This window comes from Stenotrophomonas sp. STEN063 (assembly GCF_056854515.1).
Map to the genome: position 1 here is coordinate 43,363 of NZ_JBXFWF010000015.1, position 26,308 is coordinate 69,670.

General features: G+C 62.5%; 21 protein-coding genes and 1 pseudogene. 6 read left to right on the forward strand and 16 right to left on the reverse strand.

From position 1 onward, the window contains the following. Positions 1-81: 81 nt before the first annotated feature. Complete coding sequence (locus AC1VWL_RS06095; RefSeq protein WP_482986111.1) at positions 82-1,716, reverse strand: GMC family oxidoreductase; 1,635 nt, start codon at positions 1,714-1,716, stop codon at positions 82-84. Between the two features lie 169 nt (positions 1,717-1,885). Here AC1VWL_RS06095 and AC1VWL_RS06100 point away from each other — a divergent pair, with 169 nt between their 5' ends. Continuing rightward, entirely contained in the window at positions 1,886-3,214 is a 1,329-nt protein-coding gene (locus AC1VWL_RS06100; protein ID WP_482986112.1) for an NTP/NDP exchange transporter, read from the forward strand. Positions 3,215-3,263: 49 nt separating this feature from the next. After that, positions 3,264-3,620, forward strand: coding sequence for a DUF1304 domain-containing protein (locus AC1VWL_RS06105; protein ID WP_482986113.1), 357 nt, complete (start codon positions 3,264-3,266; stop codon positions 3,618-3,620). A 173-nt stretch (positions 3,621-3,793) separates the two neighbouring features. Here the strand turns inward: AC1VWL_RS06105 and AC1VWL_RS06110 are convergent, their stop codons facing one another. From AC1VWL_RS06110 to AC1VWL_RS06125, 4 genes are all read right to left on the reverse strand, one after another. Beyond that, the gene (locus tag AC1VWL_RS06110) at positions 3,794-4,198 is read right to left on the reverse strand and encodes a hypothetical protein (protein WP_482986114.1); all 405 of its coding nucleotides are present in this window, start codon (positions 4,196-4,198) and stop codon (positions 3,794-3,796) included. 3 nt (positions 4,199-4,201) lie between these two features. Continuing rightward, complete coding sequence (locus AC1VWL_RS06115; RefSeq protein ID WP_482986115.1) at positions 4,202-4,684, reverse strand: hotdog fold domain-containing protein; 483 nt, start codon at positions 4,682-4,684, stop codon at positions 4,202-4,204. 66 nt (positions 4,685-4,750) lie between these two features. Continuing rightward, a complete protein-coding gene (locus AC1VWL_RS06120) occupies positions 4,751-7,231 on the reverse strand; it encodes an acyl-CoA dehydrogenase (protein ID WP_481533512.1) in 2,481 nt (826 codons plus the stop codon). Beyond that, positions 7,228-8,133, reverse strand: coding sequence for an alpha/beta fold hydrolase (locus AC1VWL_RS06125; protein WP_481533513.1), 906 nt, complete (start codon positions 8,131-8,133; stop codon positions 7,228-7,230). The genes AC1VWL_RS06120 and AC1VWL_RS06125 overlap by 4 nt, the downstream gene beginning before the upstream one ends. 164 nt (positions 8,134-8,297) lie before the next feature. Here AC1VWL_RS06125 and AC1VWL_RS06130 point away from each other — a divergent pair, with 164 nt between their 5' ends. After that, the gene (locus AC1VWL_RS06130; protein WP_282265782.1) at positions 8,298-8,900 is read left to right on the forward strand and encodes a TetR/AcrR family transcriptional regulator; all 603 of its coding nucleotides are present in this window, start codon (positions 8,298-8,300) and stop codon (positions 8,898-8,900) included. A gap of 40 nt (positions 8,901-8,940) precedes the next feature. Here the strand turns inward: AC1VWL_RS06130 and AC1VWL_RS06135 are convergent, their stop codons facing one another. The 8 genes and pseudogenes from AC1VWL_RS06135 to hslO form a co-directional block, all read right to left on the reverse strand. Next, on the reverse strand, positions 8,941-10,320 hold the full coding sequence (locus AC1VWL_RS06135; protein WP_482986116.1) for a putative 2OG-Fe(II) oxygenase: 1,380 nt from the start codon (positions 10,318-10,320) through the stop codon (positions 8,941-8,943). After that, positions 10,317-11,984, reverse strand: coding sequence for an O-linked N-acetylglucosamine transferase, SPINDLY family protein (locus AC1VWL_RS06140; RefSeq protein WP_482986120.1), 1,668 nt, complete (start codon positions 11,982-11,984; stop codon positions 10,317-10,319). Before AC1VWL_RS06140 ends, AC1VWL_RS06135 begins: the two co-directional genes overlap by 4 nt. Positions 11,985-12,071: 87 nt before the next feature. Continuing rightward, positions 12,072-12,341, reverse strand: a pseudogene (locus AC1VWL_RS06145) (tetratricopeptide repeat protein); the annotation flags it as partial. Then, the gene (locus AC1VWL_RS06150; protein ID WP_481533516.1) at positions 12,235-13,185 is read right to left on the reverse strand and encodes a class I SAM-dependent methyltransferase; all 951 of its coding nucleotides are present in this window, start codon (positions 13,183-13,185) and stop codon (positions 12,235-12,237) included. The pseudogene AC1VWL_RS06145 and the gene AC1VWL_RS06150, both read right to left, overlap by 107 nt. Further along, entirely contained in the window at positions 13,182-14,570 is a 1,389-nt protein-coding gene (locus AC1VWL_RS06155) for a sulfotransferase family protein (protein WP_482986117.1), read from the reverse strand. The genes AC1VWL_RS06150 and AC1VWL_RS06155 overlap by 4 nt, the downstream gene beginning before the upstream one ends. Positions 14,571-14,693: 123 nt before the next feature. Further along, the gene (locus AC1VWL_RS06160; protein ID WP_481533518.1) at positions 14,694-17,330 is read right to left on the reverse strand and encodes a TonB-dependent receptor plug domain-containing protein; all 2,637 of its coding nucleotides are present in this window, start codon (positions 17,328-17,330) and stop codon (positions 14,694-14,696) included. Positions 17,331-17,566: 236 nt separating this feature from the next. Beyond that, a complete protein-coding gene (locus AC1VWL_RS06165; RefSeq protein WP_481533525.1) occupies positions 17,567-18,394 on the reverse strand; it encodes an XOO1806 family protein in 828 nt (275 codons plus the stop codon). 151 nt (positions 18,395-18,545) lie between these two features. Next, positions 18,546-19,439 (reverse strand): Hsp33 family molecular chaperone HslO, encoded by an 894-nt coding sequence (hslO, locus tag AC1VWL_RS06170; protein ID WP_282265789.1) that lies wholly within the window; start codon positions 19,437-19,439, stop codon positions 18,546-18,548. 74 nt (positions 19,440-19,513) lie between these two features. Here hslO and mtgA point away from each other — a divergent pair, with 74 nt between their 5' ends. The 3 genes from mtgA to AC1VWL_RS06185 are packed head-to-tail and all read left to right on the forward strand — an operon-like array spanning position 19,514 to position 21,710. Then, the gene (gene mtgA, locus AC1VWL_RS06175) at positions 19,514-20,269 is read left to right on the forward strand and encodes a monofunctional biosynthetic peptidoglycan transglycosylase (RefSeq protein ID WP_481533520.1); all 756 of its coding nucleotides are present in this window, start codon (positions 19,514-19,516) and stop codon (positions 20,267-20,269) included. Positions 20,270-20,296: 27 nt separating this feature from the next. Beyond that, positions 20,297-21,319, forward strand: coding sequence for a glycosyltransferase family 2 protein (locus AC1VWL_RS06180; RefSeq protein ID WP_482986118.1), 1,023 nt, complete (start codon positions 20,297-20,299; stop codon positions 21,317-21,319). Then, entirely contained in the window at positions 21,279-21,710 is a 432-nt protein-coding gene (locus AC1VWL_RS06185; RefSeq protein WP_481533522.1) for a CBS domain-containing protein, read from the forward strand. The genes AC1VWL_RS06180 and AC1VWL_RS06185 overlap by 41 nt, the downstream gene beginning before the upstream one ends. Before the next feature lie 11 nt (positions 21,711-21,721). On the opposite strand, the gene AC1VWL_RS06190 is transcribed toward AC1VWL_RS06185, so the two are convergent. The 3 genes from AC1VWL_RS06190 to AC1VWL_RS06200 all read right to left on the reverse strand — a co-directional run bounded on the left by AC1VWL_RS06190 (position 21,722) and on the right by AC1VWL_RS06200 (position 26,135). Then, a complete protein-coding gene (locus AC1VWL_RS06190) occupies positions 21,722-23,692 on the reverse strand; it encodes an AsmA family protein (protein ID WP_482986119.1) in 1,971 nt (656 codons plus the stop codon). Positions 23,693-23,810: 118 nt separating this feature from the next. Beyond that, on the reverse strand, positions 23,811-24,446 hold the full coding sequence (gene trhA / locus AC1VWL_RS06195) for a PAQR family membrane homeostasis protein TrhA (protein ID WP_481533524.1): 636 nt from the start codon (positions 24,444-24,446) through the stop codon (positions 23,811-23,813). Positions 24,447-24,530: 84 nt separating this feature from the next. Then, the gene (locus AC1VWL_RS06200) at positions 24,531-26,135 is read right to left on the reverse strand and encodes a peptide chain release factor 3 (protein WP_282265802.1); all 1,605 of its coding nucleotides are present in this window, start codon (positions 26,133-26,135) and stop codon (positions 24,531-24,533) included. Between the last annotated feature and the right edge of the window lie 173 nt (positions 26,136-26,308).

Sequence of the window (26,308 nt, forward strand, 5' to 3'; positions counted from 1 at the left end):
AAGCGCTTACCCGGGCTACCTTATTACGGCGGCTGAACCTTGCTGCCGATCAGGTTTGCTTTTGCGTGTCTTCGCCTGCGATCAGAAACTCCCGCAACCATTTCGACTGAAGCGCCGGGCCTCACCCAGAATCAACCCCGCCGTCCGCTCCGCAATCATGATGGTCGGTGCATTGGTGTTGCCGCTGACCAGGGTCGGCATCACCGAGGCATCGATCACCCGCAATCCGTCGATGCCGCGCACCCGCAGCTGCGGATCGACCACGGCCGCGTCATCGCCGCCCATGCGGCAGGTGCCGATCGGGTGGTAGATGGTCTCGGCCTTGGCGCGGATGAAGGCTTCCAGGCCGGCATCGTCCAGGTGCTCATCGGCGGGGAACAGCGGAGACTTCCGCCACAGCGCGAACGCGGCCTGCTGCAGGATGTCGCGGCTCAGGCGTGCGGCCTCGATCATCATCTTCAGATCGAAGCCTTCTGCATCGCTGAGGTAGTTGGCCTGGATGCGCGCGGGTGCGGCCGGGTCGGCGCTGGCCAGGCTGATGCGGCCACGGCTGCGCGGATGCAGGTAACAGGCGTGCAGGGTGTAGCCGTCGCCGGGCAGGCGATTGCGGCCGTGGTTGTCCAGCATCGCCGGGACGAAATGGAACTGGATGTCGGCGCGCTCGTCCGGCGCGAAACGCGAACGAACGAAGCCGCCGGCCTCGGCAACATTGCTGGTGCCTGCACCTTGATGGCCGCGCAGGAAGTAGTTCAAGCCGATCATGATCTCGCTGGCGCGGTCGTAGCTGACGCCCGGCACGCTGCGGTACAGCGTGCAGATATCCAGGTGGTCCTGCAGGTTGGCACCGACGCCGGGTTGGTCGAGCTGGACGTCGATGCCCTGCGCGCGTAGCGCATCGGCGGGGCCGATGCCGGACAGCATCAACAGTTGCGGCGAGTTGATCGCGCCGGCGCTGAGCAGCACTTCGGCGGCCGCGTGGTATTGCTGGCGCTGGCTGCCGACGCGCAGATGCACGCCGGTAACGCGCCCAGCGTCGATCTGCAGCCGCTCCACCAGCGCGCCGGTGATTACCTGCAGATTGTTGCGCGAACGCACTGGGGCGAGATAGGCGGCGGCTGAAGAGCAACGGGCGCCGTTCTTCTGTGTCACCTGGTACAGGCCAACGCCTTCGTGCTGGACGCCGTTGAAGTCGCTGTTATGGCTGTAGCCGGCCTGTTGCCCGGCTTCGATGAAGGCACGGCTGAGTGGATTGACATGGCGCAGGTCGGCTACCTGCAGCGGGCCATCAGCACCATGCAGTGCATCGGCGCCGCGCGCATTGCCTTCGCTGTGGCGGAACCATGGCAGCACGCTGTCCCAGTTCCAACCGTTGGCACCGGCCGCTGCCCAGCGATCGTAGTCGCCGGGCACGCCGCGCACATAGCACATGGCATTGATCGAGCTGGAGCCGCCCAGCACCTTGCCGCGCGGCCACCACAGGCGGCGGTTGCCAAGCGCGGGCTCCGGCTCGGTGTCGTAGCTCCAGTTCACGCGGCGGTTGTTGACCAGCCGGGCGATGCCCGCCGGCATGTGGATGAAGGGGTGCCAATCGCGGGGCCCGGCTTCGATCAGCAGCACCCGGAGTTGTGGGTCGGCGCTGAGCCGGTTGGCCAATACGCAGCCGGCCGAGCCGGCGCCGACGATGATGTAGTCGAATTCCTTCCCAGCTCCGCTCACAGCCTTCTCCCTCCCGAGTCACTCAGGATAGAACGGCGCGTTGTATCGGGGTAAGCCCTGCCGCACTGGCGATGTTGCAGTGCATTAGATAACGTACGCGCTCCGCCGAGTCCCACCGGAGTTCCCCGATGCCGCCGTCCTCTCGCCACCCGCTGTGTCGGGGTGCCGCATGACCGTTCCGCGCGGACCCGGTGCAGTGCATCGACTGATGTTGGCGCTGCGTGGCTCGCCACCGCTGTGGTGGTCGTTCCTGTACTTCTTCTGCCTGCTCAGCGGCTACTACGTGCTGCGCCCGGTGCGTGAGGCGATGGCGGCATCGGCGGACATGGAGGCCTTGTTCCCGCCCGGGTTGATCGCCTGGTTCGCGGCCCATGGCATGCCGCTGAAGGACTTCACCCTGCAGTTCCTGTTCTCCTGCGTGTTCCTGATCATGCTGGTGCTGCAGCCGCTGTACGGTTGGCTGGTCAGCCGCTATCCGCGACGGGTGTTCCTGCCGCTGGTGTATGGCTTCTTCATCATTACCCTGTTCCTGTTCTACGTGATGTTCAATGCTGGCGTCCCTGGGCGTGGGGCGGCATTCTTTTTCTGGACGACCGTCTTCAACCTGTTCGCGGTGGCGGTGTTCTGGAGCTTCATGGCCGACGTGTTCTCCAACGTACAGGCGCGTGCGTTCTACGGCTACATCGGCGCGGCCGGCACGGTTGGCGCATTCCTGGGGCCGATCATCACCAGCTCGCTGGTGCAGCGCGTCGGCATCGCCAACCTGATGTTGGTCTCGGCCGGCTTCCTGTCGATCTGCCTGTTCTGCATCTGGAAGTTGCGGCCGTGGGCGGTGCAGCGCGAACGCGAACAGCAATTGGCCGATGGCGAGCAGCCGATGGGCGGCAGCGTGTTCGATGGACTGAAGCTGATCGCGCGCGAACCGCTGCTGCGCTGGCTGGCCCTGATGGTCATATTCGGGGTAGGCGTGGGGACCATGCTGTACAATGAGCAGGCCTCGATCGTACGGCGCATGATCATCGATCCGGCAGCCAGTACCGCGTTCTATTCGCGCATCGACCTGGCGGTGAATGCCTTGACCCTGATCATCCAGCTGGGCCTGACCCGCTGGTTGCTATCGCGCTACGGCGTGGCTCCGGCGCTGTTGATTCCGGGATTCGCGATCATCGTCGGCTTCTCGATCGCGGCGGCGTCACCGTTGCCAGTGATGGTGGCGGTGATCCAGGTGCTGACCCGCGCCAGCGAATTCTCATTGGGCAAACCTGCCCGCGAGACGATCTATACGCGGGTGGACCGGCAATGGCGCTACAAGGCCGGTGCGGCAATCGATACCGTTGTTTACCGCGGAGCCGACCTGACCTTCGCCTGGGTGCACAAGGGCTTGTCCTTGCTTGGCTCGCAGGCGGTATTCGTCGGCGGTGCCGCGGTGGCCGTGTTCATGACGCTGTCGGCGTTGGGTGTCTTGCGTGAAGAGAAGAAGCTGCCGCAGGATCGTTGAGTGATTACCCTGTGGCGGGTCGCTGCCGTGCTGCGAGGATGAGATGACGATGAGCGTATTGGGCGTGGGTGCGATGGTGGTGACGCTGCTGGTGGCGGTGTTGCATGTGTACTTCCTGGTGCTGGAGATGTTCCTGTGGACCAAGCCCCAGGGCCTGAAGACCTTCCGCAACACACCGGAAAAAGCACAGGCGACGCGAGTGCTGGCGGCGAACCAGGGCCTGTACAACGGCTTTCTCGCTGCCGGCATCATCACCGGGCTGGTGCTGGCGCAGCCGGTGCTGGTGACGTTCTCGCTGGTCTGCGTGGTAGTGGCCGGTGCCTACGGCGCGTACAGCGTCAGCCCGCGCATCTTCTACGTGCAGGCCGCACCCGCAATCGTCGCGTTGCTGCTACGCGCGCTGTAGTGCCGAGCCATGCTCGGCAGGGGCGCTACCGATAGATCATCCGTAGTGCCGAGCCATGCTCGGCAGGGGCATTGCCCATAGAGCCCGTGCCGGGCATTGCCCGGCGCTACGGTTGGGTTGGCTTGTAACGCCCCTGCCGAGCATGGTTCGGCACTACAGGGCATCGCTGGCGATCAGCGGCTGATGTAACGCGCGAATCCCAGCCACAACGGTACTGCGTACAGCACCGCACCGAGCACGAACAAGGCGGTCAGCAGGTGCACGCGCCAGTCATTGATGCGCAGGAAAACGAATTGCTCGATGGCGCGGCCCAGCCAGAACACGGCCATGAACGCCAACACCACGTGCCCCAACCGGGTATCGAGCAGTTCGCGGGTGAACGCCAGTGACAGCACGGCCATTCCCACAAACACATAGATCAGGCGCAGGTTGAGGATCTGCATGATCGCGCGGTTGGCTGCGCTTAGCTTTGCCAGCTCGTGTTTCCAGCCGAAAAAGCGCCAGAACGCGAGATGGAACAGGGCATAGCCCAGACAGTGCAGTCCGCCGAGGCGCAACATCCATTCCGCAGTCTGCATGCGTCAGCCTCCGCTGCGGCTTGGGCGTGGTGATACCCACATCGCGATGATGGCTTGGAAGACTTCGGTACCGGCGGCATCGGTGACGCTGACCTGCACCGGCAGGTCGTAGCCGTGTTCGGCACTGATGATGGGCTGCCGAGGGGTTGCCACCGCCTTCAACACGCCCAGCGCCTTGGCCTGGTACTTCACCTGCATGCCCTTGGGGATCCAGCGCATGTCACCGGGCAGGCTAGCATCCACCATCACGCCGCCGACCAGCTCGGCAAGATTGCACATCGCGATCGCATGCACCGTGCCGATGTGGTTGCTGATGCGGCGGCGCTGGCGGATCACGCCTTCGCAACGGCCCGGCTCCAGCGCGGTGATCAGCGGCGAGATGCTGGCGAAATAGGGTGCCTTGAAGCAGACCGCGCGCGAGAACAGCCAGTTGCCGGCAGGCCAGCGGGTGAAACGACGGTATAGCGAGAGCAGGGGCGCAGTCATGGCGTGGTGTCCTGATATGAAAACGGCGGGCACAAGGCCCGCCGTCGGTATTGCATGTGGATTGGCTTACGCGGCCTGCTGCGGCTGCGGGCGCTGCTTGCCCGGCAGGTCGTAGTAGCCGGCCGAACGCAGTTCGTGCGGCTCGAAGTCGTCCACGGTGATGGTGTCCATGGTGATCTCGCGCAGCTCTTCCAGCAGCTTGCGCTCGTCCTGGGTGATCACGCCCTCGGCCACTGCCTCGTCCAACTGGGTGGCGAAGGTCAGCGCTTCAATGCCCTTGGTCTTCAGCGCCTTGATGAACTTGCGCTCGACCGGCTCGGCCATGATCGCCTTGGACAGGTAGCTGTTGATGCGGCCACCCGGGTTGTTCTCGCACGGGGTCAGGAACACGCCCTGGGCCAGACGGTCACGCGCTTCGCCCGGTGCCATCAAGGTGGCGGCAACGCGGCGGCTCAGGCGATCGCCCGGGGCCTCGGCGCGACGGCCGAACGGGAAGATCAGTGCCCACATCAGCCAGCCGATCGGACGAATCGGGAAGTTGCGCAGCGCAGCCGACAGCGATTCCTCGATCTTGTGCACGCTGTCGTGGAAGGCCCAGGCCAGCAGCGGCTGGTCAGCGCTCGGTGCGCCTTCGTCGTGGTAACGCTTGAGCATGGCGCTGGTCATGTAGATGTGGCTGAGCACATCACCCAGACGGCCTGACAGCGATTCCTTGAACTTGAGCTTGCCGCCGAGCGTCATCATCGAGATATCGGCCATCAGCGCCAGGTTGGCCGAGTAGCGGTCCAGCTTGCGGAAGTAGCGGCGGGTGTAGGCGTCGCCCGGGGCGGCACCGAAACGCGCACCGGTCAGACCGAACCACAGCGAACGCACGGCGTTGGAGATGCCGAAGCGAACGTGGCCAAACAGCGCCTGGTCGAATTCACGCAGGCCGGCCTTGCGGTCTTCATCCTGCGCGGCCTTCATTTCCTTCAGCACCCACGGGTGGCAGAGGATGGCACCCTGACCGAAGATCAGCAGTGAGCGGGTCATGATGTTGGCACCTTCCACCGTGATGGCGATCGGTGCGGCCTGCCAGCTGCGGCCGGCGAAGTTGCGCGGCCCGAGGATGATGCCCTTGCCGCCGATCACGTCCATCACGTCGGAAATGACTTCGCGGCTCATGTTGGTGCAGTGGTACTTGGCGATCGCCGACGGCACTGACGGCACGTCGCCACGGTCAACCGCAGCGGCGGTGGCCTGCGACAGCGCGCTGATCTTGTAGGCCTTGCCGCCGATGCGGGCCAGCGCTTCTTCCACGCCTTCGAAGCGGCCGACCGACAGGCCGAACTGCTTGCGGATGCGTGCATAGGCACCGGTCACCACCGCGCCGGCCTTGGCACCACCGGAAGCGGTGGAGGGCAGGGTGATGGAACGGCCAACGGCCAGGCACTCGTTGAGCATGTTCCAGCCCAGGCCGCGCTTCTCGGCGCCGCCGATCAGCTGGGTCAGCGGGATGAACACGTCCTTGCCGCGGATCGGGCCGTTCTGGAAGGTGGAGTTCAGCGGGAAGTGGCGGCGGCCGATCTCCACGCCATCGGTGTCACGCGGCAGCAGTGCCAGGGTGATGCCGATGTCCTTGGTATCGCCGAGCAGACCGTCCGGGTCGTACATGCGGAAGGCCATGCCGATCAGGGTCGCGACCGGGGCCAGGGTGATGTAGCGCTTGTCGAAGGTGAGCTTCAGGCCCAGCACTTCCTCGCCCTTCCACATGCCCTTGCAGACGATGCCGAAGTCGGGAATCGAGGTGGCGTCGGAGCCTGCGAACGGGCCGGTCAGGCCGAAGCACGGCACTTCCTGGCCGATGGCAAGACGCGGCAGGTAGTAATCCTTCTGCTCCTGCGTGCCGTAATGGTTGAGCAGTTCACCCGGGCCCAGCGAGTTGGGCACGCCAACGGTGGAGCTGACCACGCTCGATACCGATGCCAGCTTCTGGATCACCTTGTGGTGGGCCAGCGCACTGAAGCCCAGGCCGCCGTATTCCTTCGGGATGATCATGCCGAAGAACTTGTTCTTCTTGATGAACTCCCACAGCTCCGGCGGCAGGTCGGCGTGCACGTGGGTGATCTCGAAGTCGTTGACCATCTTGCAGAGCTCTTCCACCGGGCCATCCATGAAGGCCTGTTCTTCGGCGGTGAGCTGCGGCTTGGGGTAGTTGAGCAGGATGTTCCAGTCCGGGTCGCCGGTGAACAGCTCGCCTTCAAAACCGACCGAGCCGGTTTCCAGGGCGATGCGTTCGGTCTTGGACAGCGGCGGCAGCACCTTGCGGAACACGCCCATGAACGGCGCGGTGATCAGCGGCTTGCGCAGGAACGGCAGCAGCACCGGCACGCAGATCAGCGCAACGATGGCGGCGGCGACGATGATCGCGGTCTGGTTGACGCCGGCAAACCAGCAGATGGCCAGGGCCACCACGCTGATGACCGTCCATACGACGAGTCGCATGCGGTGGTAGGCAACAAAGGCACCTGCAAGCAGCAGGGCCAGGAAAGGTACGACGATGCTCATGGACGTGCTCCGGTAACGTGCTCGGTTCGGGCGGACGCTGCGGAAGGCAGTGCGTCCAGATAGTTCAACACAGCGGCGGTAAACGCATTGTTGTCATCGCCGGCCACCATGTGGGTGGCGTGCGGCAGATGGACATGCTGTGCGTGTGGCACCAGCGCCATGAATTCTTCAACGGTCTGCGGTGAGACCAGGTCACTGCGGCCGCCGCTGACCAGCAGCAGCGGGCATTGCACTTGTCGTGCGGCGTCGGCAATCACGCCTTGATGTTGCTCGCTGTCGCGCGCCAGCTCATCGACCAGGCGCGGGTCCCAATGCCAGTTCCAGCGGCCGTCCTTGCCCGGTCGCAGCAACGCACGCAGCGCGTCTTCGCTCTTGCGTGGGCGGTGCGGCATATAGGCGGAGATGGTGTCGGCAGCGGCCTGCAACGAGGCGAAACCGTCCGGGTGCGCGCTCATGAAGGCAAGGATGCGCTCCACGCCGCTGGTTTCCCAGCGCGGGGTGATGTCCACCAGCACCATCGCCGAGAACAAGCCCGGCCAGCGCGCTTCGGCCATCAGGCCAAACAGGCCGCCCATGGAAGCGGCGACCAATACCGGCGGCTGCGGCAGTTCGCCGGCTACCACGATCAGGTCATCGGTGAACTGGTCGCCGTGGTAGGGCAGATCGCTGGCGTTCCAATCCGAATCGCCATGGCCGCGGGCGTCATAGCTGAGCGTGGCGTGGCCTTCGGCATTGAGCGCTTCGGCTGTTGCAGTCCATGCGCCGCGCGTCTGGCCAAAGCCATGTGCGAACAGGATGCAGGGCTGTTTTCCGCTGGTTCTGGACGCGCCAAGGCCAGCGCCATGCGCGCCTTCCAGACGGATGTCCTCAGGGGATACAGAGATGGGAGTTGGCGTAACCATACCTGATGGTATGGAATGGCCTGAATGACTGTCAATACCTATGGGTATGGAGATGCTGACTGGGGAGGATGAGCGCGTCGGACCTGATCATTTATTTGCCAGATTGTCCGTATTTTGTTGCCCACATACTGCAACCAGTCCCCGCCGTATGGTTAAATCTGCCCATGAACGATTCTTCAGATTCCAGCACCGAGTCCCGCAGCACGCGGAACAGCCGCCTGAGCGCGGATGACTGGGCGCAAGCGGCCTTGGACCTGATTGCTGAACAGGGTGTGGGCGCGGTCGCGGTCGAGCCGCTGGCGCGTCGCCTTGGCGTGACCAAGGGCAGCTTCTATTGGCATTTCCCCTCGCGCGACGCGCTGCTGCAAGCGGCCTTGGAGCGCTGGGAAGTCGTCGAGCAGCAGCAGGTTTTCGGCAGCCTGGAAGAGGTGCCTGATCCGCGCACCCGTCTGCGCGCGCTGTTCCAGCTGGTCGCCCATGAAGTCACTCCGCACGTGATCTACAGCGAGCTGCTGAAGGCCCTGGACAACCCGATGGTGCGTCCGGTCATTGACCGCGTCTCGCAGCGACGCATGGAGTACCTGATCGCCTCGTTCCGCCAGGCCGGTCTGAGTTCCACCGACGCGCGTCATCGTGCACGCCTGGCCTATGCGGCCTATGTCGGCTTCCTGCAGCTGTCGCTGCAGCTGCAGCAGCCCAAGCAGGCCCGCGAGGATTTCGAGGCCTATGTCGAGCACGTGATCGAGACCTTGATTCCGAACGGGTGAGTTGATCGAACGCAAGTGCCGGGTTAGAGCGCTTCCAGAATCAACCAACAGGTCGATCCGAGGGAATTACATCGAATGCGATGCTGATTCGTTTCCTGCTGCCGAAATAAGGCGTGGTGTGATGCAGGAAAAATGAAGGGAAAAGCAGCAGGTCGCCTGTCTGCGGTATCACCTCAAGCTGGTTTGCCGCAAAACTAAGCTCCAGTTCGTCAGGAGGGTGGCCGAAAACCAGCTGCCCTTCGGCTTCACTTCCGTCACCACTATCAAGGTAGTACACGCCGCTCATCCATCCAGCAGGGTGCGTGTGTGGACGTTGATGGCCGCCGTCGCCGTGAATCACGGTTGCCCAAGCCTGTATGCGCCAGTGTGGCGAGCGCGCGGAGAACCACGGATGAGCTGACAGCAGGGGGCTGCGTGCCAAAGCTGCGATCGCAAACTCAATCTTCCGCCGAATCAGCCGTTCAAGAGGAAGTAAGGCAGAGCCGGCGGAGAGATCAAGTAACGTAGTCTGTTGCCCCCCGATAGTCGATTTTCCGATCGGCTCCCACCGCAGTTGCTGGTGCTGCAATACGCGCGTTACCAACAGTTCCCGTTGCTCGATGCTGTCATCGTTGCTTTTGACAACAAGCCCGTAGTCCATCAGCTTTCGAGAAAAAGCTGTGTCGCCGCCGGCGGACGCCGCAAGGTACAAGCCTGTGAGTGCCCATTGGTCCAAGGGGGAGCGTGATGCCACCTGCTGATAATGTTGGAAAGCTTCGTGAAAGCGTTGCTGGGCCAAGAGGGTCAATGCGTAGTCGGTTCTAGTCGCATCGTCGTTTGGGGAGCCTTCGAGCAATTTTCCCAGCAGACGTAGTGCGCCCGCCGCATCACCCGAGCCGCGTAGTGCGTTGGCCAGGCTGCGAACTACCTCTGGGCGGGCTGGCGACATTTCATTGCAGTGCGCCAGCAGGCGAGCAGCTTCCGCGTAGTTCTGCTTCTTGAGCTGGATAATGCCGCAGTTGCCCACTGCATCGAAATCTGTAGGGGCCAGCTCCACGATACGCTGGAAATCCTGCAGCGCCGCATCGAGGTGATCAAGCTGTGCGAGCAGAATTGCACGCTTCCTGAGTGCAGGAAGCTGGCAAGGCGCCAGGCGAATTGCGTGGTCAAGGCTGGATAACGCAGTCTCGGTGGCTCCCATTGCCAACTGCACCAAGCCGTCCAGAAAGTATAGATCTGCGTTGTCGGGATTGCTTTGGATGGCTCGCGAAATGACATCAGCTGCTTGCTGGTGGTGACCGGCCCTGTAGAGGGTCCCTGCGTACTCCTCATATACGGGCAAGCCCTTGCGCAGGCATTGTTCATAGCTGGAAATGGCAAGCTGCAGATTTCCCTGTGCCCCGGATTCGCGCGCGTGCGCCAACATGCGATCGTCGGTCATGGCAACGCTTGTCCCAGTAGCATGTGGCAGACCTGCTCGATGTCGCGTGCCGATCTTTCAGGAGACAACAGGCTTTTGCGCTTGGTTGAGGCACGCATGGTGGTGCGTATCCGCTCCATCTCCGCTGGATTCGTGATGAAGGAGACGGCTTTCTCGACATAGCTGCCAGGTGAGGCGCATATCAGTTCATGCATTTCCAGGTAATGGTTGATGCTTGCACTCATGCGCGAAAGAGGCGTGGTCCCGGCCAGGCAGAGAATAGGCAGCTCTGCGGCGATGGCGTCGATTGCGGTGGCACCCGCGTTGTAATCGAATGCATCAAGCATGAGGTCGCAGCATTGCATGCGCTGCAGGTTGGATGCATGGTCGATGTTTTCCATGAAGACAACTCTTTGCACGTCGCCGCCGGCCGCACCAAAGGACCTCAGTATTCCTTCGCGCGCGGGCTGAAGTGCGTAAATCGCCAGGTAAGCGCCTTCGCATTGATCAAGGATCTGTGCCCAAGCGGCAACCAGGGCGCCGCTGAGCTTGTACGTGTTGTTGAAGCTGGCCAGCAATGGAACACCATCGGGCAGTCCAAAGCGCGACCTGGGCGATGGCACGATGACCTGATGTGCGGGGGACGGCAGCAGGGGGGATGCCAGGCGTATTACTTCATCCGAGTAAGGCCAGATTTCATTGGAAGGCTGCACTATGTCGTCGAGGATGACGGCATCCAACCAATTGCTTTCGTGCGGGCTGATGAAGCCAAGCCAGCCGAGTTGGAGCCGGGCGGGCCGGAACGCCAAAATTGCTGGGCGCGCACCCAACGTGTAGCCGCCAAGGTCGATCAGCACGTCAACATCATCGGCCGCAATCGCCGCTGCAGCCTGCTCATCTGACAAGCCATCCAGGTCACGGAATGAATCGAAATCTGACGACAATGCTTCGGTATGGGGTTGCGGCAGGGACCTGAGCGTGTAGCCGGATACTTTGAATCTGGAGCGGTCGTGGGCCTTGAACAGATCCCTGGTCAAACGGCCTACAGCATGGCCCTCGAAATCGGCAGATAGATAGGCGATGTGGGTCAGGGAAGATGTAAGCGTTCTGCTGACTTTTTCGTTGTGCATCCGCCTGCGCGCAGGATAGCTGGCAGCGTAGTGAACAAGAACCCGGCGATACTCTTCTCCAGACAGGCCGCAGTGACTGAGTGAGAATGGCGATGGTCTGTCATCGGATGCCAGTGGCGCGCGCAGCAGAAGTTTGATTCGGACGAGTACTCTTTCGCACTCCTCGAAGTCGCATAGAGCGGACAGGAGATGCAGAAGCCGTGCTTGCACATCCAGTCGTGCTGGCGATATGCGGGCTGCAAGTTCGTAATGCTGGCGAGCCATGACGAGCTCTCCCATCAACTCGGCACATTGGGCTATGTTGAAGGCCTCCTGAGGCTTTTGGTGCAGCAGGACCTGGTATTCCGAAATGGCCTCCTTGAAGCGACCTTGTTGCTGGAGGCATTCTGCAAGGAAATGACGCGCCTCACCCAGTCCGGGGGCAAGCATCAAGCTATTTCTCAGGGATGCTTCGGCAGGAATTGCAGCGCCTGACGCAGTGAGCAGGCTCCCATGCAGCATCCATGCAATGGGATCGCTGGTATCGAAGTCTATGGCTTCTGTGGCGGTGGCCAAGGCATCCTGCACGAGCCCCGAGTCGCGTTCGCAGACTGCCCTCGGTACAAGCGAGGTGCCGTAGGCGGAGGTGCCTCTGGGAACTCTTCGAAAGTACTCGATCGCGTCCTCAAGTCGTCGGGTCTGCATCAGGAGCACACCCATATCCCTTAGCAGTCCAGAATCCCCTGGTGTGATCTGCAGCGCTGCCCGGTAGGCCGCTTCTGCTTCCCGTAGCATTCCAGTCTGGTGGAGATACCTGGCGCGTTGTTCAAGCACGGCAAGCCACCAGCTCCCAGCCCATCTTGCTCCCCTGCTGAAGGTGGGGTGCGATGGATACTCCAAGGCCTTCTTCCACAAGGAGCTGTTCCAGTGCATGCAGTTGCTGCGCCGTCTGTGCCGCGCGCTGCATCTCAAGCAGACGTTGCCTTTCACTGCGCATCTGGATATCGGTTGCGCGCAGCAACTTGACGCTGTCCGCTGGAGATGAGGAGAGGGTCGACATGGCGCGCCGCAGCAACGTGTATACAGTGTCGAGCATCGGTGCGTGATCGGCGGTGGCAACGCGACTCATGAGTTGGGCGGCTGCATCATTGAACACGAGTCGGTATTTGTCACGCAGATCGGCGTGGCCATCAGAAAGATTCAATGCATCCGCCAGCAGGAGCGCTTTTCGTACGATGTCCAATTCATCGAAAACAAAATGAAATGCCTCCAGTTGAAGCTCGGACATCTTCGATATCTCCGAGTCCGTGCTATGCAGAATCATTGCTATCCGTCCGTGTGCGGGATCCGTTATTCGTAGTACCTCGGCCAGGGCCAGTTCTCGATGCGCATACTCAAAAGCGAACTGCGACGTGACAAGCTGGGCGCTGCCATCGGCGAACGGCAGCCGACTCATCGAGCAATCCGGGTGAAAAATGATTCCCTTGTAATCATGGTTGGTTGCACCCGCGTCCGTGCCTGGATCTATGGATGCGCTATCGACGCCGTGGAGCTCGAACGAAGCATGGTGTTTTTTGGCCAATAGCAACACTGCACCGTTGCCTGTCCCCAAGTCCACGATGCGGTCGCCTGCGGTCAGGCTTTCAAACTGCATGTTCCAGAAGTCGGCGGTCTCTCCATCGTAATTGTCATTGATGGAAGACACGCTGCTGGAGTGAAGTACGCCAGTGCGCCAAAGGTTCGTCCAGTGTTGGGTTGAATCGTTCTGGTCAGTCATGCCGACGCCACCTTGTCCGCTGCTTGGATGTACGCGGTTGTGAATTCGGTGCCGGCATCACCAATTTTTTCCCTCAAGCCAAGTCCGTCCCTGTTCAGGGGGCGCCGGACCTGGGATTCACTGAAGGTTGCCGTACTCCGCGATTTCTTCCAATAGTCGAGCATCTGTGGTTCCCATTGGAAGCCAAACTTCTCCAGGAGCTTCCCCAGTGACGTTTGTGGTGTCTCAATCAGATCTTCCATGTCGAGCGAGACCACGCGATCCGGTGCTTTTGATCTCCAATATGCGATATGGGCGTCGGTAAGCGCGTGATAGCGAGCTATATCGGCTGCGCTCGTGGCATAGCCGCATCCGAAATCGAAGTCTCGCAGGTGGATGGATACAGCACAGTCCAAAGGGTTGCGGCGGATGTGAATTATTGCCGAGCGCGGGAGGCAGGAAAGGATCAGGCCGCAGTGCTCGATGTTTGCCGGGAGCTTATCCACGGTGGTGGCTTTTGAGCCGAGGATGTCTCCTGTCGCGGCACGATACCAGTGATTGACGAATTGGGTGACGCGCGCTGCGACTGGTCCGCTGGTTCGAGCAAGTGGGCCGTTTGCGAGTGAAGGTATAAGGTTCTGCTCGCCAACGTTGCTCATCTTGCTATGCGCGCCGAGCATCGAGCCGAGGAGGGTTGTGCCGCTGCGTGGTAGTCCGACTATGAATAGAAGCTCAGGTGGTTCCCCTGGCTCGGACGCGCCCATCAGCTCCCGGGACTTGTCAGTTTGCAGGCGTGCAGCAAGCTCGCTTGCATGCCAATTCGGCAAACGCTCGCGTTTGAGGCGCTGTGCTGCGGTCGCGAAGCGGAAAGCTGTCGGTGGATCCCTTTGCAGGAAGTACGTGCTCAAAGAGAACAGCAGCTTTTCCCGTGCATAGTTTGAGGTCGGCTGGGTCAGTTGGGCTTCGATTTGTGCAGGTATCTGTGGTGAGCGTAACGTCGGATCCTCGAATTCGATGTACTTCTGCAGTGCATCCACATCCGCGGGATGTTGCGATATTCGTCTCTGGTAGAGCGCTCTGGCGGTGTCCTTTTTTCCCATGACCTGCGCGACCTGAGCGGCCAACAGGAGTCGATCTTCGGTGAGTTCGCCGTTCTCCATGAGCTGTTGAAGCACATCCCAAACGGGCGAGGGGCGGTTGCTTAGGAGCATCAATTGCATCCACAGCTGCTCTATCTCAAGTGAGTCCGGATGCAACTGGCGAAGATGATCAACTATTCGTAGGCGTGCGTAGGGATCAGCGTGGAAGCGAGGGTGGTCCAGTGCCTGACGGATGAGCTCCGAGGATTGATTCCTCAACAAGAGTTCCAGACTTTCATCAGGGTGGGCTTGCCAATCGCTGGACATATCTTGCTCTATCAGTGCTTCTTCTGAGGTTACGACGAAGCTATCGCCGACTACTTGGACTGTCAAAAAAAAGCGACCCGCATTGAGCGGGTCGCCTTGTTACATCAACCGAACATCACTTGATCAGAAGTTCTGCTCATAGCGCATGTACGGGGTACGGCCCCAGATGTTGTACAGCTCATTGTCATAGTACGGGAAGCCATACAGGGTGGCGTTGAACGGCGGCATCTTGTTGCCAAGGTTGCGGACGCCCAGAGTCACCTTTGCCTTCCACGGCAGCGCTACGCTGGCTTGGACGTCAAACGTGGTCCAGGAGGGCAGCGTCGTGGCCGGAGTACCATTGGAGCTGTCGGAAATGTAGTTGGTGATGAAGGCAGCGTTGAAGTCGCCCTTTTCCCAACCCAGCAGCAGCTGGCCACGGTCCTGCGGGAAGCCGGCGGTGCCTGCACGCTCCAGCCTGTCAGCGGCAATCGCGGTGAAGTCGTACTCCAGCTGGTGCGACCACGACAACTTGGTGGAGAAGTTGCCTGCAACAGAGGTCTCGAAGCGGTACGAGGCTTCAACGTCAATGCCGCGTACGGTCTGGACGGCACCATTGTCGACCGGCAGCAGGATCTGCTGCGGAACGCCCGGCAGGATGGCCCCGTTCGGAGCGATGATGTCGGCAGTACGATCGACGCCATAACCCGGCACGCCCTGGTCGCCATAGCGGAAGGCCAAGGCGCGCGGCACGGTCGAGATCACGTTCTTCAGCTCGACGTCGTAGTAGTCGACGGCGAAGGACAGCGAGTCCAGCGGGCTCCATACAAAGCCCAGACCCCAGTTCTTGGATTCTTCCGGCTTCAGGAAGCGGTTGGAAGACTGCAGCCACTGGTACTGGTCGCTGGAAGAGCAGGGGTTGACCGGGTACGGCTGATAAGTTGCATTGCCCGGGGTAGCCTGCACGGCCTGCAGTGCCTTACAGGCGAGTTCGTCACCACCTGGGTGACCTGCAGATGCCAGCGGCGGGCTGTTCAGGTTGGTGCTGGACGAATCGCCATACAGGTCGACCAGGGTCGGTGCACGGAAGCCCTTGCCCCAGGAACCACGGACCAGCAGCGAATCGATCGGGCGGAACTCGAACGAAGCGCGCGGCGAGAACTTGCTGCCGACGTCATTGTAGGAGTCGTAGCGACCGGCCAATGTGACGCTCAAGCTGTCGAGCAGCGGCAGCAGGGTTTCAAAGTACGCGGCGTAAGAAGCACGCGAACCGCCACTGCCAGCACCTGCGGAACCGAATACGTTACCGGCGGCACTTTGGGCGTCGTACACCATCGACAGACGGTCGTCGAGGTATTCGAAGCCGGTCACGAAGCCGGCCGGACGGCCGCCGATCTCGAACAGATCGAAGGAGATGTTACCGCCCACGTTGACCGTGCGCTGTTCCGACTCCACGTATACGGTGTGGCCCACCGACGGAGCAGCGGCAGCGACGCTGGGCGAAGTTGGGTCGAACGGGTTGTAGCTGCCGGCGTCGATGGCTGCCTGCAGTGCGCTGGACAGACCGTAGTTGTAGTTGACGCTGCTCTGAGTCACGCGGCCATGACCTGCCGACAGTTCCCAATCAGCGCCGCCAAACAGGCCGATGCTGCCCTGCAGGCCGAACGAGTAGTCGCGATACGCATCTTTACGGATCGAATCACGGGTGCCCAGCGGAGTGAAGCGGTAGTACAGGGTGCCGTCAACGCCGAACGGGTTGAAGGGATTGCTGGCAGCGATGGTCGGATAGGTATCCACCGGCGCAGAGGCGTAGACGCCCTTGCTCTTGGTGTCCGAGGTGATCGCGCGGAAGAAGAACGACGTGTCGTCGGTCAGCTGGTAATTGGCGTTGACCAACAGCGAGTCACGCGACAAGGACGATTCGTTGGCGGAGGTCGCGCCGTGATCAAAGCCGCAGCGTGTCGCATCGTAGCGGATGCTGTTCTCGAACGTATCGCAGTTGGCGACACCAACCAGGCCGGTGCTCGGGCTGAAGAAGTTTGCCGACGAGTTGAATGCGCTGGTGCCCCATGCGAGGCCAGCACCGGTGATCAGGTTCTTGATCTCACGGTTGTACATCATCTCGCGTTCCTGGTGGTCCAGGACGAAGGTGACGTTGCCGCGGTCAGAGCTGATGCCGCCGGAGATGCTGCCGGTGTTGCCGGTCGGGCCAACCTTGGGGGTTTCATAGCCGGCCGAGAAGGTCAGGCCTTCATAGTCCTTGCGCAGGATGATGTTCACCACGCCGCCGATGGCATCGGAACCGTACACCGCGCCGGCGCCTTCGCGCAGGATTTCGATGCGTTCAACCGCAGCGGTCGGGATCAGGTTGATGTTGGCGGCGCCACCGTCCAGTGCAGCCGACTTGGTCATGCGGCGACCGTCGATCAGCACCAGGGTGTACTCGGCACCGAGGCCGCGCAGGCTGATGGTTGCCTGGGAGCCGGTAGCGGAACCCGAAGATTCACGAGTCGAACCGAACGAGTTGTACACCGTGTTGCGCAGGAAATCGGCGACCGAAATTTCACCGGCGGTTTCGATGTCCTGACGGCTGATGACGGTGACCGGGCTCGGGCCCTCGACGTCAACGCGCTTGATGCGCGAACCGGTGACCTCGATGCGATCGAGGTTGGTGGCGCCTTCCTTCTGGGCTTCCTGCGCGAACGCAGTACCGGCCATGCCGGTGCTTGCGGCCAACGCGAGGACAACTGCGTCGCGCAGCTTGTTGGTCTTGCAATTCATTGGTTCTCTCTCTCTGCCAAGTGGACTTGGGTGTTGCATGGGTTGGCCCGGGAGGATTCGAAAGGCGAATCCAAAACCGTGGGCTGGGACCGATAGTACTTGCGACTGCAGATAAATTAAAGATTGGTTAATGATTCGAGAGAAAAGCATCAAACTTGGCAAAGTGTTGAATTTTCGAGCAAAAACGAAAAACGCCCCTGAGGGGCGTTGGGTCATGTACCAAAAAGAAATATTGGTTACAGGTCCTGTTCGTACCGCACGTACGGGATTGCGCCGTCGTCATTGCTCTCGTTGCGCGGCGAGAACGGGTTTTTGCCGCGGGTGATCACGTTTTCAGCGCCGACCGTGAGCTGGCCGCTCCATGGGGTGCGCCAGGTGATGCCCAAGCCCAGGCCTTCCCATTTGCCGCTGTGGCCGGGAGCGTCGACCACGCGGCCGATCACATTGGCGCTGAAGGCACCGTAGCCGCCTCCGACGCTCAGGCTCTTGCTGTCCCACTGGTCGGCGACGGCCGGGGCGGCGTCGGTCAAGGGGACCAGGCGTGCCTTGGCGTAGGTGCCGCCGATGGAGACGAAGCCTTCGCGACCGATGTTCTTCTGGCCGAAGACGGTCAGGTCGTTCTGTTCGACTCTTGCCGCGCCGGCCTTGCCGCCGTTCGACAACCATGCCGGAAGCGTGTCGCGGCCCGTGCCGGCGGTAATGCCAACGCGGCCGCCGGGCCGGTTGAACGCAGTGGTGGCCGAGATATGACGCCCGTTGTTGTCGTCATCGTCGTCACCCAGGCTGGCGAGCATGCAATGGCTGGCAAGGCCACCAATGCTGCTGCCGCCGCTGCCGTTGCAGAGCAGACCGAGCGAGTCGCCGGAGGACAGGCCAAAGGCCGCATCCAGCGAGCTGCGGCCGAAATTCCAGCGCGCGCCGACGTTCTGGGTGCCAGTGGGTTCCAGATAGAGCAGGGCTTCGACCTTGCCGCTACCGCGGTTCCAAACCGGCAACACGGTGCTGTCCACGGCCCGCGGCTTGCTCTGTGCATGCACGCCCGTGACCACGCCAAGGGCGATCATCAGAGCAAGCGGTAGGCGCAGGAAGGCGTTCATGGACTCAGTAAGACCCCGTGTGCGCCAGGAAGTTCCCGGCGCGTGAGTTCTTGATCCTATGCGGTTTATGGTTTCTTAACAAGTCTTCGCCCTCCCCAGAACGTAACTCGTTGGACCGTTATTGCAGCCGCTCGGGAGCGGGCTGGTTGGCCGGTGTGGAACTGAACAATACGCCGAATTCTGCTAAAGGGAAGTGATATTCCTGACCGCAGAACTCGCAGCGTACCTCGACCTGCCCGGTGGGCTCGGCGGCGGCCCGGGCTTCCTCCTCGCCAAGCGACTGCAGCATGGCGCTGACCCGTTCGCGGGAGCAGGAGCAGCCAAAGCTCAGGGCCTTGTCGCCGACCAGTTGCGGGTTCTCTTCATGGAACAGGCGGTGCAGCAGTTCGCTGCCCGGCAGGGCCAGCAGCTCGTCGCGGCCGAGGGTGTCAAACAAGGCGCCTGCGCGGACCCAGCCATCCTCATCACCCTCGTCACCCGGCAGTTTCTGCAGCAGCAGGCCGGCGGCGTGCTCGCCGTCGCTGGCAAGCAACAGGCGCGTCGGCAACTGCTCGGAGTGGCGGAAGTAGTCCTCGAATGCCTCGTCCAGGCTATCGCCGGTCAGTGCGACCAGGCTCTGGTAGCGCTGCGGTTCGCGCGGGTCCAGGCCGGGGTTCTCGATGGTGATGGCGAGCAGGGCATCCTCGCCAAGGGCGCTCAGGCTGGACGGGGCGTCTTCGCCGTCGTTCAGCTGGGCGATGCCACGCAGGGTGCCGGCCGAGGTGCATTCGCTGAACAGCGCGCGCAGTGCGGTGCTGCTGCGAAGCTGAATGGACAGCCGTCCATCCACCTTGGTGTGCCCGGTGAACAGCGCAGAGGCCACGCTGGCTTCGCCGAGCAGGCGGGTGGCGGCGGCCGGGTAGTCGCCATGGGACAGAATTTCGCGCCAGCTCTGGCCCAGCCGGACATGGACGCCGCGCACACCGGCGGCGGGCAGGAGGAAGCGGACAAGGAGGTCGGAAGTGTCGGTCATGGGGCTGGATCTACGCGAGGTGGGGCCGGTGCCGGATAATGCGCCGGACAAAAGGTCTTGCAAGGTGGATATCAATGGGGGCGGAGCAGGCCGAGCTCAAGGTGGAGCAGGAATCAGGGACAAAGGCAGGGCGCCGGAAGCGCTGGTTGCGGCGCTTGTTGTGGGCGCCGGTGGTGTTTGCAGCGTTCAGCGTAGTGCAGGTGGTGGTACTGCGCTTCGTCGATCCGCCGTTTTCCACGGTGATGGTGTTCCGGCAGATGGAGGCACTGGGGCAGGGGGACTGGAAGTTCCGCATCCGCTACCAATGGCGTGACCTGGACCAGATGGCACGCAGCGTGCCTATTTCCCTGGTGGCGGCCGAGGACCAGCGTTTCCCGGAACACAACGGTTTCGACCTGCAGGCCATTGAAAAGGCGCGCAAGCACAATGAGCGCGGTGGACGCCTGCGCGGCGCCAGTACGATCAGTCAGCAGACGGCAAAGAACGTGTTCCTGTGGCAGGGGCGCAGTTGGCTGCGCAAAGGCCTGGAGGTCTGGTACACGGTGCTGATCGAAGCGCTATGGCCGAAGCAGCGGATCATCGAGATGTACGCCAACGTGGCCGAGTTCGGTGACGGCATCTATGGGGTGCAGGCGGCATCGCGCGCTTATTGGGGCAAGGATGCCGCGCGCCTGAGTCCGGCGGAAAGCGCGAGGTTGGCGGCGGTGTTGCCGTCGCCACGGCGTTACAACGCAGCCAAGCCTGGGCCGTATGTGCAGCGCCGGGCCGCCTGGATCCAGCGGCAGGCGCGTCAGCTGGGCGGGGCAGACTATGTCGACGACGGCAATTGACCGCATGGCTGTTGTTAGACTTTGCCGATGAATACGCCAGAACGCCTGACGCTGCTGATCACTGCTTTCAACGAGCAGGAAGCGTTGCCGCAGCTGCACCCGCGCTTGTGCGCGCAGCTGCAGGCGCTGGATGGCAATGTCGATGGTCGCATTCTGTATGTCGATGACGGCAGCAGTGATGCGACCTGGGCAGTGATGCAACAACTGGCGGCGCAGGAGCCGCGGGTCTCGGCGCTGCGCTTGTCGCGTAATTTCGGCAAGGAAATCGCCTTGACCGCAGGGCTGGACTTTGTGGACGAAGGTGCGGTGATCCTGCTTGATGCCGATGGCCAGGATCCGCCAGAAATGATTCCGCAGTTCGTCGCGCTGTGGCAGCAGGGGTATGACGATGTCTACGGCACGCGCCTGGAGCGTGGCGGTGACGGCTGGCTGAAGCGGCTTACCGCAGCAGCTTTCTATCGGGTGATGGGACGTTTGTCGAAAACGCCGATTCCGGCTGATACCGGTGATTTCCGACTGCTTTCTACGCGCGCGCTGGCCGGCTTGCGGCAGCTGCGCGAGCGCCACCGTTTCATGAAAGGCCTGTTTGGCTGGATTGGCTATAACCGTGTCGCGCTGCCATATCGGCGCGAGCCGCGTCTGGCTGGCAACAGCAAGTTCGGCTTCTGGAAGTTGTGGAACTTCGCGCTGGAAGGCATCACCAGCTTCTCCACCGCGCCGTTGCGGGTCGCGACCTATCTGGGATTGTTGACCGCCGCAGGGGCATTTGGTTTTGCGATATGGGTGATCGGCAAGGCTGCCCTGTATGGCGACCGGGTTGCTGGCTGGCCGACGATGATGGCAGCGATCCTGTTCCTGGGCGGGGTGCAGTTGATCGCCCTTGGCTTGATCGGCGAATACCTGGGGCGCCTGTACATGGAGGCCAAGCAGCGGCCCTTGTACCTGGTCGACACATGGCAGCCGGCGAACGTGGCAGTATCTGCCCCATCCGCCAGCGCAGGAGAACGCCATGCAGACCGTTCGACAGTTGCTAGGGGCCAAGTCCCCTGAGATCCACGCCGTACCGCCGGATGTGGCGGTGGTGCAGGCGATCCGCCTGATGGCCGAGAAAGGCATCGGCGCGGTACTGGTGATGGAAGGCCGCACGCTGGTCGGCATCCTTTCCGAGCGTGACTACGCCCGCAAGATCGTGCTGATGGACCGGTCTTCATCCACCACACCGGTGCGCGAGATCATGACCGCCGAGCTGGTCACGGTGGCACCGTCGGTGACGGTCGAACAGTGCCTGGAACTGGTGACCAATCGACGCATCCGCCATCTGCCGGTGGTGGACGGTGATGAAGTGGTAGGCGTGATCTCGATCGGCGACCTGGTCAAGTCGGTGATCGAGGCGCAGCGTCTTGAGCTGGGCCAGCTGCAGCAATACATCACCGGCACCTGAACCTGTCGGCGCTACCTGGCGTAGCGCCCGCCACATTCCGCGTCCTTGCCCGGCCCGGTCTCAATCGTGGCCAGCAGGGCTGCGGGTGGGGCAATGCTGGCCAGGGTCAGGGCGATCGCGCCACGCAGGCCCAATGCCTTGAAGTCCGGGCGGAAGGACGGATCCTTGAAGCTGCCGCCGATGCGGAGCGGCGAGCGCAGGGCGAGGATGCTCACGTCCTTGGGTCGCGGACGCAGCAATAGATCCAATTGCTCCTGCTTGAGGTTGATCGTGCCTTCGCCGACAACCAGTGTGTCGGTGGTGTCGAAGGCCAGCGCGCGCGACTGCATCAGGCCATTGCGCACGCCGAAGTCGCCGAAGGCGCAACGCAATGGAATCTGCTTGTCACCGGTGAAGAGGAACTTCAGCGACTCGGCTACATCCAGCCCGGCCAGCTCCATCAGCAGGTTGCCGATGTGCCCGCGACCCATGCCCACAGCCACATCGCCATTGCTGCTGCCGAGCATCGCGGCGATGGAGTTGCCGTTGCCGCTCAGGCGGATGTTTCCGCTGATGCCGCCTGAGGCCTGCTCCGCCAACTTGGCATCCGGGAACAACTGGCCGAGCTGGACCCCCCGCAGGCTGGCATTCAGCGTGGTGCTGATCTGCGGACGCCGCGCATCCATGCGGATGGTGCTGCGGATATCGCCGCCGGCCACGCCGAAGTTGAGCGGTTCCAGTCGTAGCAGGCCGTTGTCCAGCAACAGGTGCGCGTCCATGTCGTCCAGTGGCAGTTTGGGCGCGCTGATGTGCTGTGCCTTCCAGCGAACGTCCGCGTCCATCGCGCGCAGTTTGCTCAAGTCATAGGGTTTGTCGGGCAGCAGCGTTGGTTTCGCGGCAAGTCGTGCAGCCTCGGCCTTCTGTTCGGCGTTTGCCGATTCATCGCCGCCGGTTTTCGGTGGTGCACCGATGAAGCCTGCAAGATCGTCGAAGTCCAGCTGTTTGGACAGCAGGTTGGCAGTCAGTCGCGGGCGCTCGCCGGCCACATCGATTTCCACATCGCCAGCCAGGTCGCTGTCACCAACGCGCCCACTGAATTTCTCGTAGCGCCAGCGCTGGTACTCGCGCTTCAGTCGTCCGTCCAGCCGGTACGGCGGCGACGAAGGAATGGCGATGCCGATCAGCGGGTAGAGATCTTCCAGATCCTGCCCGCTGAGCTGGAACTGCAGGTCGAACACCTGGAACTGGAAGGGGTTGGTCAGCGTGCCGCTGGCGATGGCGTGGGTCGCGCCAGCACGGGCATCGAGGTGGATGCGGAACGGGTGCTCGCTGTTGCTGAGTTCCAATGGCGATTCCGTGCCACCTTTCAGGGTGAACGCAGCACCTTGCCAGTGGCCCTTGCCTTCGATCAGCACGGGAGGTGCGGCATCGACCTGTTTCGGGGTGCCGCTGTGGACCGTCACATCAACCTTGGTGCGCCCGGGTTCGTCGAGGAAGTGCAGCTTGCCGTCGGTGATGTGCAGGCGTTTGAGTTGCGGTGGTTCGCCACCGCCATCGCCGAGGAAGTCCCAGTTGCCGGGCTCGCCCTTGCTTGGTGCGGTCTGCAGCAGCACCTCGGGGTGGCTCAGGCGTATCTCCGGAATCTGCACGCTGCCACGCAGTAGTGGCCAGATGCGGATGTCCAATTCAACACGATCAGCGCTGGCCATCTGAGGTTGTTTTGCCCAGCTGGCATTGGCAAAACGGATGTCGTCGCCACGAACGGTGGTGGTGTGGCCCAGGTCCACATCCAGGTTGCCGATCTGCAGGGCGCGGCCGGTGCGGGCCTGTACGGCACGTTCGAGCGGGCCTTTGAACCAGTTCCAGTCCCACAGCAGGATCAGTGCGAGGATTGCGATCAGCACCGCAGCAACGGCAATGAGCCAGCGTTGGCCGCGCTTGCCGGGGCGTTGCAGTCGCCAGCGCGACGCTGCTGGCGTGGCCGGGGGCGGAGAAGTAGTCACGTCGCCATCGTGGCGTGCTCTGTGTTCACGCAGCGCGAATCGGGCATTGGCGCGATGTGAACATGGTGTTGCCAGGGTGTTGCCGGGAATTCCGGCGGGTACGGCGGATCTGTTGCGTTTACAGGATCTGCGCGGTCACCGAGACGAAGTGGCAGACGCTGCCGGCAATGACGAACAGGTGCCAGATCGCATGCGAGTAAGGCAGTTGCTCGCGGTGATAGAACACGGTGCCCAGGGTGTAGAACACGCCGCCGCCGAACAGCCAACTCAGGGTCCAGCCATCAAGCGAGGCCCACATGGGCTTGATTGCGACGATGACCAGCCAGCCCATCGCGATATAGATGGCGGTGGAAAGCTTCTTGAAGCGGCCGGTATAGAACAGTTTGAAGATGACGCCGAACACGGCCAGCGCCCAGATCGCGGAGAACAGTCCCCAACCCCAGGGACCGCGCAGGCCGATCAGGGTGAAGGGCGTATAGGTGCCGGCGATCAGTACGTAGATCGCGCAGTGATCGAAGATCTTCAGCCGGCCCTTGGCCACCGGGTGCTGGATGGCGTGGTACAGGGTGGAGGCGGTGTACAGCAGCAACAGTGCGACGCCAAAGACAATCGCGCTGGCCAGCTGCCAGCCATCGCCATAGATCGCGGCGAGGGTAATGAGTACAGCGCCGCCAGCCAATGCGCTGACCGCGCCCAGACCGTGGGTGAGGGCGCTGGCGACTTCTTCGCGGATCGATGCAACGGATGCAGTCATGGGTAATGGGGGCGCGGGCTGGGGGGAGGCCCGGTGCCCGCTATCATCACCCCGAACGGCGGCGTGTGCACGCCGCCATCAGACTTAGGCAACCGAAACCGTGTGCGCGGCCTCACGCGTGGCGGAGAAGCGCACGTCCGGCGCGCGTTCCTGGGCCAGCTGCAGGTTGACCCGCGTCGGTGCCAGGTAGACCAGATGGCCGGCGGCATCGATGCTGAGGTTGCTGGCGTTCTTCTCGCGGAACTCTTCCAGCTTCTTCGCATTGCTGCAGCTGATCCAGCGTGCGGTATTGACCGAGACCGGCTCGAACACCGCCTCCACGCCGTATTCGTCCTTCAGGCGATAGGCGGCCACGTCGAACTGCAGCACGCCGACCGCGCCGAGGATGAGGTCGTTGCTCATCAGTGGGCGGAAGAACTGGGTAGCACCTTCTTCCGACAGCTGCGCCAGGCCCTTCTGCAACTGCTTGAGCTTGAGCGGATCCTTCAAGCGGGCGCGGCGGAACAGTTCCGGGGCGAAGTTGGGAATGCCGGTGAAGGTGACGGCTTCGCCTTCGGTGAAGGTGTCACCGATGGAGATGGTGCCGTGGTTGTGGATGCCGATCACATCGCCCGGCCATGCCTCGGCGGCGATCTCGCGGTCGCTGGCCATGAAGGTCAGCGCGTTGGCCAGCTTCATCTCCTTGCCGGTGCGCACGTGGAAGGTCTTCATGCCAGCGGTGAACTTGCCCGAGCACACGCGCATGAAGGCGACACGGTCACGGTGCTGCGGGTCCATGTTGGCCTGGATCTTGAACACGAAGCCGGTCAGCTTGTCTTCCTGCGGGGCGATGTCGCGGCCGGTGGTGGCGCGGGTCTGCGGTGCCGGTGCGTGCTCGACGAAGAAGTCCAGCAGCGGCTGCACGCCGAAGTTGTTGACGCCCGAGCCGAAGAACACCGGCGTCTGCTTGCCGGCCAGGTAGGCCTCGACGTCGAACGGATGGCTGGCGCCCTGCACCAGTTCCAGTTCGTCGCGCAGGTCGGCCAGCATCTTCTCGCCGATCTTTTCGGCCAGGCCGGGGGAGTCCAACGACGGGAAGATGGTCGAGTCCTGGCGGGTGAAGTTGCGGCCCTGTTCGTACAGGTGCACTTCGCCGGTCAGCAGGTGCACCACGCCCTTCAGGCGCTGGCCCATGCCGATCGGCCAGGTCACCGGCGCGCACTGGATGCCGAGCACGGTTTCCACTTCATCCAGCAGCTCGATCGGGTCCTTGCCCTCGCGGTCGAGCTTGTTGATGAAGGTCATGATCGGGGTGTCGCGCAGGCGGCAGACTTCCATCAGCTTGATGGTGCGTTCTTCCACGCCCTTGGCCACGTCGATCACCATCAGCGCCGAGTCCACCGCGGTGAGCACGCGGTAGGTGTCCTCGCCGAAGTCGGCGTGGCCGGGGGTGTCGAGCAGGTTGACGATCTTGCCTTCGTAGGGGAACTGCATCACCGACGAGGTGACCGAGATACCGCGTTCCTTTTCCAGCGCCATCCAGTCCGAGGTGGCGTGGCGGGCGGCCTTGCGGCCCTTGACCGAGCCGGCCATCTGGATCGCGCCCCCGAACAGCAACAGCTTTTCGGTCAGCGTGGTCTTGCCGGCGTCAGGGTGGGAAATGATGGCGAAGGTGCGGCGGCGCGCGGCTTCGGTGGCGACTTCGGACATGGCAGGGGCGCCCGCCCGGGCGCATCAGAAACGAATGAACCGGCGATTATACCTGCCGCCGGCCCACCCATGCTGACCAGCACCGGTAGTGGGGGGGGGGGGGGGCGGCGGGCGGGGGGGGGGGGGCGCGCGCGCGCGGCGGGGCGGCGCGCGAGGGGGCGGCCGGCGGGCGG

Bases quoted from the DNA above. Each gene is read 5' to 3' on its own strand.
- AC1VWL_RS06160 (WP_481533518.1), bottom strand. From the start codon at position 17,330: ATGAATTGCAAGACCAACAAGCTGCGCGACGCAGTTGTCCTCGCGTTG.
- AC1VWL_RS06125 (WP_481533513.1), bottom strand. From the start codon at position 8,133: ATGGTTACGCCAACTCCCATCTCTGTATCCCCTGAGGACATCCGTCTG.
- trhA (WP_481533524.1), bottom strand. From the start codon at position 24,446: ATGACTGCATCCGTTGCATCGATCCGCGAAGAAGTCGCCAGCGCCCTC.
- AC1VWL_RS06150 (WP_481533516.1), bottom strand. From the start codon at position 13,185: ATGACTGACCAGAACGATTCAACCCAACACTGGACGAACCTTTGGCGC.
- AC1VWL_RS06185 (WP_481533522.1), top strand. From the start codon at position 21,279: ATGCAGACCGTTCGACAGTTGCTAGGGGCCAAGTCCCCTGAGATCCAC.
- AC1VWL_RS06135 (WP_482986116.1), bottom strand. From the start codon at position 10,320: ATGACCGACGATCGCATGTTGGCGCACGCGCGCGAATCCGGGGCACAG.
- AC1VWL_RS06200 (WP_282265802.1), bottom strand. From the start codon at position 26,135: ATGTCCGAAGTCGCCACCGAAGCCGCGCGCCGCCGCACCTTCGCCATC.
- AC1VWL_RS06155 (WP_482986117.1), bottom strand. From the start codon at position 14,570: ATGTCCAGCGATTGGCAAGCCCACCCTGATGAAAGTCTGGAACTCTTG.
- AC1VWL_RS06105 (WP_482986113.1), top strand. From the start codon at position 3,264: ATGAGCGTATTGGGCGTGGGTGCGATGGTGGTGACGCTGCTGGTGGCG.
- AC1VWL_RS06120 (WP_481533512.1), bottom strand. From the start codon at position 7,231: ATGAGCATCGTCGTACCTTTCCTGGCCCTGCTGCTTGCAGGTGCCTTT.
- mtgA (WP_481533520.1), top strand. From the start codon at position 19,514: ATGGGGGCGGAGCAGGCCGAGCTCAAGGTGGAGCAGGAATCAGGGACA.
- AC1VWL_RS06130 (WP_282265782.1), top strand. From the start codon at position 8,298: ATGAACGATTCTTCAGATTCCAGCACCGAGTCCCGCAGCACGCGGAAC.
- AC1VWL_RS06100 (WP_482986112.1), top strand. From the start codon at position 1,886: ATGACCGTTCCGCGCGGACCCGGTGCAGTGCATCGACTGATGTTGGCG.
- hslO (WP_282265789.1), bottom strand. From the start codon at position 19,439: ATGACCGACACTTCCGACCTCCTTGTCCGCTTCCTCCTGCCCGCCGCC.
- AC1VWL_RS06180 (WP_482986118.1), top strand. From the start codon at position 20,297: ATGAATACGCCAGAACGCCTGACGCTGCTGATCACTGCTTTCAACGAG.
- AC1VWL_RS06165 (WP_481533525.1), bottom strand. From the start codon at position 18,394: ATGATCGCCCTTGGCGTGGTCACGGGCGTGCATGCACAGAGCAAGCCG.
- AC1VWL_RS06115 (WP_482986115.1), bottom strand. From the start codon at position 4,684: ATGACTGCGCCCCTGCTCTCGCTATACCGTCGTTTCACCCGCTGGCCT.
- AC1VWL_RS06110 (WP_482986114.1), bottom strand. From the start codon at position 4,198: ATGCAGACTGCGGAATGGATGTTGCGCCTCGGCGGACTGCACTGTCTG.